The 6,321-nt window shown below is 66.7% G+C and carries 5 protein-coding genes and 1 pseudogene; 1 reads left to right on the top strand and 5 read right to left on the bottom strand.

The features are described 5' to 3' along the window. From C5E41_RS31650 to C5E41_RS31630, 5 genes and pseudogenes are all read right to left on the bottom strand, one after another. Positions 1-555: pseudogene (locus C5E41_RS31650) on the bottom strand (transketolase); the annotation flags it as partial. Further along, complete coding sequence (locus C5E41_RS31645) at positions 552-1,805, bottom strand: NAD(P)/FAD-dependent oxidoreductase (protein ID WP_104379360.1); 1,254 nt, start codon at positions 1,803-1,805, stop codon at positions 552-554. The pseudogene C5E41_RS31650 and the gene C5E41_RS31645, both read right to left, overlap by 4 nt. A gap of 26 nt (positions 1,806-1,831) precedes the next feature. Then, positions 1,832-3,601, bottom strand: a complete 1,770-nt coding sequence (locus C5E41_RS31640) for a molybdopterin-dependent oxidoreductase (RefSeq protein ID WP_104379359.1) — start codon at positions 3,599-3,601, stop codon at positions 1,832-1,834. A gap of 46 nt (positions 3,602-3,647) precedes the next feature. Then, complete coding sequence (locus tag C5E41_RS31635) at positions 3,648-5,048, bottom strand: glucose-6-phosphate dehydrogenase (protein ID WP_104379358.1); 1,401 nt, start codon at positions 5,046-5,048, stop codon at positions 3,648-3,650. A gap of 485 nt (positions 5,049-5,533) precedes the next feature. Continuing rightward, a complete protein-coding gene (locus C5E41_RS31630; protein WP_104379357.1) occupies positions 5,534-5,866 on the bottom strand; it encodes a cupin domain-containing protein in 333 nt (110 codons plus the stop codon). 94 nt (positions 5,867-5,960) lie between these two features. Here C5E41_RS31630 and C5E41_RS31625 point away from each other — a divergent pair, with 94 nt between their 5' ends. After that, positions 5,961-6,317 (top strand): DUF488 domain-containing protein, encoded by a 357-nt coding sequence (locus tag C5E41_RS31625; RefSeq protein ID WP_104379356.1) that lies wholly within the window; start codon positions 5,961-5,963, stop codon positions 6,315-6,317. Positions 6,318-6,321 lie beyond the last annotated feature (4 nt).

The following is a 6,321-nucleotide window of genomic DNA, read 5'->3' as shown; positions in this document are numbered from 1 at the left end:
CCGGTTGATGTCGATGATGGCGGTGAGGTTGCCGAGCCGGTAGTAGCCGGCCTTGTCCAGGGCCTCCCACATGGAGCCTTCCGCGGTTTCGCTGTCCCCGCACAGCACCCACACGTGATAGGGCAACTTGTCCAGGCGCTTGCCTGCCAGACACACCCCGACCGCGTCGGGCAAGCCCTGACCGAGCGAGCCGGTCGCGACGTCCACCCAGGGCAGTATCGGGGTGGGGTGGCCCTGCAGCCGGGAGCCGAGTTGCCGGTAGGTTTTGATCAGCTCGTTCTCGTCCACGACGCCGGCGGCGCGGAACATCGAGTACAACAGCGGGGACGCGTGCCCCTTGGAGAAGATCAGGTGATCGTTGGCCGACAGGTCGGGGCGGTGCCAGTCGTAATGCAGGTGCCCGACCATCAGCACGGCCATCAGGTCCGCGGCCGACAGCGACGAGGTGGGGTGCCCGGAGCCGGCCCGGGTGCTGCAGCGGATCGAGTCCACCCGCAACTGGGCGGCCAGGCGCCCGGCGAGCTCGATTTGCGCGGCGGTCATCGACGTGGTCATGACCGCGCCGCCGGTACCGTAGTGACCTCCGCCAGCGGTACGCCGGGGTCGGCCAGCTTGTCACGGTCCACGGGCCGGCCGGCGCGGACCAGGGCGGCGATCGTGTCGGTGACGTCCCAGACATTGACATTCATGCCTGCCCGCACCCGCCCGTCACGCAGCCAAAACGCAACGTACTCCCCCTGTTTCACATCGCCGCGGAAAACGACCTCGTCGTAGTCGCCATTGGCGACGTAGCCGGAGTACTCCATACCCATCTCGTACTGGTCGGAGTAGAAGTACGGCACGTGGTCATAGACCGCGTCACGGCCCAGCATGGTGGCCGCGGCCACCGCCGGCTGGTTGAGCGCCGCGGACCAGTGCTCCAGGCGCAGATGCGTCCCCAGGTGCGGATAGTAGGTGTTGGCGACGTCCCCGGCCGCGACCACATCGGGGTCGCTGGTGGCCAGGCGTTCGTCGACGACGATGCCGTTGTCGACATGCAGGCCGGCCGCCTCGGCCAGTTCGGTGTCGGGGGTGATGCCCACCCCGACCACAACCGCGTCGGCCTCGATGACGCTGCCGTCCCCCAGGCGGACGCCGTTGGCTCGACCACCATCGCCGGTGATTTCGGCGACCGTGACACCCAAGCGCAATGTGACGCCGTGCGCCCGGTGCAGATCGGCGTAGATCTCGGCCATCTCGCGGCCCAGCACGCGCAGCAACGGCAGCTCGCCCCTCTCGATCACGGTGACCTCGCAGCCCGCCGCGCGCGCCGCCGCGGCGGTTTCCAGCCCGATCCACCCGCCCCCGATGATCACCGCCCGACCGGCGGTGGCGAACGCCGCCTTGATGGCCTCACACTGCTCGAGCCGGCGCAGGTAGAACACGCCGTCGAGCTCGGCGCCGGGCACGCTCAGCCGACGGGCGATGGAGCCGGTGCACAGCAGCAGCTTGTCATAGCCGATCCGCTCGCCACCGGCGGCGCTGACATGGTGAGCGGCGAGGTCGAACCCGGTTGCCCGGGTATCCAGCCGGAGCACAACGTCGTGCTCGGCGTACCAGGTTTGCGGGTGGACGTAGATCTTGTCCTTCTTCGACTTGCCCTGCAGATAGTCCTTCGACAGCGGAGGCCGATTGTAGGGGCGCTCGCTCTCCTCGCAGAGCAGGACGATCCGACCGGGAAAGCCTTGCGTGCGTAGCGATTCGGCCGCTGTGGCGCCGGCCAAGCCGCCGCCCACGATGACGAATGTTTGCTGTTCGGTGCTCATATCTGGCCCCGTCCTTGTTTGTGTGTCTAGATCGTTTGCCGGTAGCCGAAGAACTCGTGATCCTCGTTGTAGCCGCCGTAGCCGCCGCCGATGTCGGAGAAGTGCGCCACGAACTCGATGCCTTGGATCCACTTGACCTGTTTGAAGCCGAGCTGGGACTCGTTGCGCAGCCGCAGCGGGGCGCCGTGGCCGAACGTCAGCGGCTCACCGTTCATGTCATAGGCGAGCATCGTGAGGTGGTAGCTCATCTGCTCGATCGGGTGCGCGTCGTAGTAGAGGCCTTTGTCGGGCCCCTCGGCGAGTGAGTAGAACACCACCCACTTCGCTTTCGGCCGCGGCTCGACCAGGTCGAGGATGGTGTGCATCGACACCCCGCCCCACTTGGCGATCCCCGACCAGCCCTGGATGCAGAAGTGCTGGGTGATCTGCTCGTGGTGCGGCAGCGCCCGCAGCTGGGCCAGGCTCAGTTCGGCAGGTTTCTCGACCAGGCCGGTGATCCGCAGCCGGTAGTCGGCGAAACCGCCGTCGAGCAGGGCGGTGTACTCGGCCGAATCGGGATACCGGCCGTTGTGCCAGAAGTACGGCGAGATGTCTTTTTCCGTGTACTCCCCGGGCGTCGCGTCCAGGTGTTCGAACAGCCGCTGCGCCGGACCGATCAGCGCGAACCCGACTCGCTGCACCACCCGGGGGTGGCGCAGCGTGAACGGGGTCGCCGCCACCCACGCCGCGACGACCACCACTATCGACGCGGCGAACACCGCGAAACCTACCCAATCGGTCGCGTCGCGCCCGGCGTAGATGTGGTTGAGATTGCGCAGCAGACCCGTCATGAATACCAGCGCGACGTGGACGGTGATGAACAACAGGAACCACACCAGCACCAGGAAATGCATCGAGCGAGCCAGCTGGATACTGAACAGCTTGCTGATCGGCTTGAAGCGGGTCGATAGCGCCGGGGACATGCCCAGTCCCGTCAGCAACGCCAGCGGCGCCGCGATGAAGATCGTGATGAAGTAGGCGATCAACTGCAGGCTGTTGTAGGCCACCCAGCCGTTCTCCACTGGCCAGTCCAGCGACAGGTACTGGATCAGCACCGACACCGCGTTCGGGAACACCGACCAGCTGGTGGGCACCACATGCCGCCATTGCCCGGTGGTGAACAACAGCACGTAGAACAGCGCGCCGTTGAGCAGCCAGAGGGTGTTCACGCCCAGATGCCACCAGCGCGCCAGCCCGATCGAATGCCGGATACCCGGTAACCCGATCTGGCCGGGCAGGCTGATGGAATCCTTCTTCGCCGTCCACAGCGGGTCGACCGGAACCGGGCGCTGGATGCGGAACCAGTCCCGGCCCGGGGTGCTGTGCCGAGTCCAATACAGCCGCGGATGATCGCTGAGGATCTGCAGCCCGGAACGGATGATGAAGATCAGCAGGAACAGGTTGCAGAAATGCTGCACGCCCACCCAGAGCGACAGCCCCGGATGGACGGTGCTCGGCGAAATGACGGTCCCCGGGTTGTCGGCGATGAACTGCTGCACCGAGGTCATATCCCGCAGGCCCTTGGCGACGGCGACCGCGACGATCAGGACCACGAATCCGATCGGCAGCAACCACAGCAGGTTGAACCATTTGCTCTGGCCGACCCGCAGCCGCGGAGCGATCCCAGTGGCTTGTGGGATCGAGCCGGCCCAGCTCGCCGGATCGACGATGTCGGAACCCGTGCGCAGCCGTGACCGGAACCCCGGCGGCGCCTGGTCGTCGCCGTCGGCGGGGCGGACTGTGCGACGTTCGGTCATTGGCGTTCCTCGAGAGCGGGGAGGCGGTCAGGCGGTCAGGGCCGCCTCAGCTGTCGGCTGCCGACCAGGCCGGCTGCCAGCCCGGATGGCCGCGCAACAGGTCGTCGGCCTCGCGCGGTCCCCACGTGCCGCGCTGGTAGGGGCGGATCGGCGCGGGGTGGTCGAGCAGCGGTTGCACGATGCGCCAGGTCTGCTCGACACTGTCCTCACGGGCGAACAGGTGGCGGTCGCCGACCATCGCCGCGTGCAGGAGCCGTTCATAGGGTTCCAGCGGCTCGCCGAGTTCTTTCGTGAACGAGGTGTCCAAGTGAACCGCGCGCCACGAGTCGCCGTCCCGTGCCGCGATCTGCATACGCAAGCCCGCGTCGGGGTCGATGCGCAGCACGATCTGGTTCGGTTCGATCTGCGTCGGATTGTGCAGAAAGGTCAACCGAGGGGTGCGGTGCAGGATCAGCCGGACCTCGGTCACCCGGTCCGGGAGCGCCTTGCCGGCGCGCAGAAAGATCGGCACCCCGAACCAACGCCAGTTATCGATCTCGAGGCGCAGCGCCACGAACGTCTCGGTGCTCGATTCTTTCGCCATCCCGGGCACATCGGTGTACCCGTCGTACTGCCCGCGCACGAGGTGGCGCGGATCCGCCGCCGGCATCGCCCGGAACACCTCGGCCTTCTTGTCACGCAACTCATCGCCGCCGGCACCGGCCGGCGGCTCCATCGCGACCAGCGCCATCACCTGCATCAGGTGGTTCTGCACCACGTCACGCAACGCGCCGACCGCGTCGTAGAACGCGCCGCGGTCCTCGACACCGAAATTCTCGGCCATGGTGATCTGCACGGCGGACACGCTGCGCCGATCCCAGAGCTCCGCGAAGGCGAGGTTCGCGAAACGCAGGTACTCCAGTTCGATCACCGGTTCCTTGCCCAGAAAATGGTCCACCCGCAGGATCTGCTCCTCGGCGAGCACCCGGTGCAGCCGGGCGTTCAACTGCCGGGCGGAGTCCAGGTCGTGCCCGAACGGCTTCTCCACCGCGACCCGCGCGTGTTCGGCCAAGCCGGCCTTGCCCAGGTGCTCCACGATCGGCCCGAACAACGCCGGCGGCATCTCCAGGTAGTAGAGCGGTCGCCAGGACGCGGTGACCCGCTTCGCCAGCTGGTCATACAGCGCGTCGTCGGTGACGTCACCGTGCAGATAGGACAGGCGTGCGGCGAGGCGGTCGAACGCCGCGTCATCGACGTGTTCCCCGGTACCCGCGATCGCCTCGCGGGCACGCTCCACCAGCCGCTCGACCGGCAGGTCTTCCGCGGCGACACCGATGATCGGGCAGTTGAGCAGCCGGCGCCGCTCCAACCGGTACAGCGCGCGGAACGTCATCTTGTGCGCCAAGTCCCCGGTGATCCCGAAGATCACCAGCAAATCCGCCACCCCACCATGACTGTCAGATGCCATCGCTGCCCCCGACCCGGCCGACAAGCCCGCCGTCCTCAGCCCGTCGGTGATTGTCGTGTAACCACATCACGTCGGCACCTCGCTTCCTGTGAGCTCACGGCCGAACCCGACGCAGCGGCCTCCAGGTTCAGACCGGGCACCGGGAATCGTGACGAGATGTCGTGGCCCGGCCTGTTCGTAGTCGCACGGTGCATCGTCTGCAGCGGCCGGACGTCATTGCTTGTCGCTACTGGAGAGAGCGTTCATGGTGATCTCGGCGAGACGGCGGTCACCAGCGTGCCCGGGACCGAACTTCTCTTCGCCACGGTCACCGGCGACCGACTGAACTCGCTCCGGGACCGACTGGCTGTCTCAGCACACCTCAACCTACGCCGTAGCTCCGGCCCTCGTCGAGGGTTCTCACGCTTTCCGCTCGCAGGAAGGGCGCTGCGCTCGCCGATTCGTCCTGAGCCGAAACCGTATTCGCCGTCGACGGTTCCTTACTGTCAGAGCAGCTTGGCCACGGTCAACAGCACCGCGGAATCCTCCAACGCTTCCAGGCTATGACGGCCCGGCGGCGCGATCAGCAGGTCGCCGGTGCGGCCCTCCCACGAGTTGTTCGCGCAGGTCAGCCGGACCCGGCCGGACAAGACCAGCATCGTGGCCTCACCAGGGTTGGGATGGTCACCGAGACGAGCGCCCGCGATCATCCCGATCACCGTCTGGCGCAACACCTTCTCGTGTCCGCCGTAGACGGTGTCGGCGGTATGCCCGCCACCGCGGACGGCAGCCTGTTCGATCTGCTGACGGGCAAGGGCTTCTAAAGAGACACGTTGCATACTTGCAGTTTGCCCGGTCTACCGTTCTGGCTCACCGGGTCACGGGGTGCGTAACAGCCGCGAACCATGAATCTCGACGACTACCATGTGTGTGATGGGCCCGATCGAGTTGGTTCGCGCCTACGACGCGCGGGGCACCGAGAAGTCGTCGCCGACCTTCTTGGTCGATCGACTCTGGCCACGGGGCATCCGCAAGGCAGACCTCGACTACGACGCCTGGATCAAGGACGTGGCACCCAGTACCGAGCTGCGCAAACGATTCGGTCACGTGCCCGATCGCTTCGACGAGTTCCGTGAAGAGTATTCGGCCGAACTCGACGCGCATCGCGACCTCGCCCGGCCGATCATCGCCGCCGCCACCGAGGGCAGGGTGGTGCTGCTCTACTCGGCCAAAGACACCGAGCACAACCAGGCGGTAGTCCTGCGGGATTGGATCCTCGGCCAGTCCTGACCAC

Origin of the sequence: Nocardia nova, from assembly GCF_002933465.1 — a bacterium.
In the GTDB taxonomy this organism is placed as follows: Bacteria; Actinomycetota; Actinomycetes; order Mycobacteriales; family Mycobacteriaceae; genus Nocardia; species Nocardia nova_B.
The sequence above is the reverse complement of the archived record's forward strand: the minus strand, read 5'-3'. Positions and strand labels throughout refer to the sequence as shown.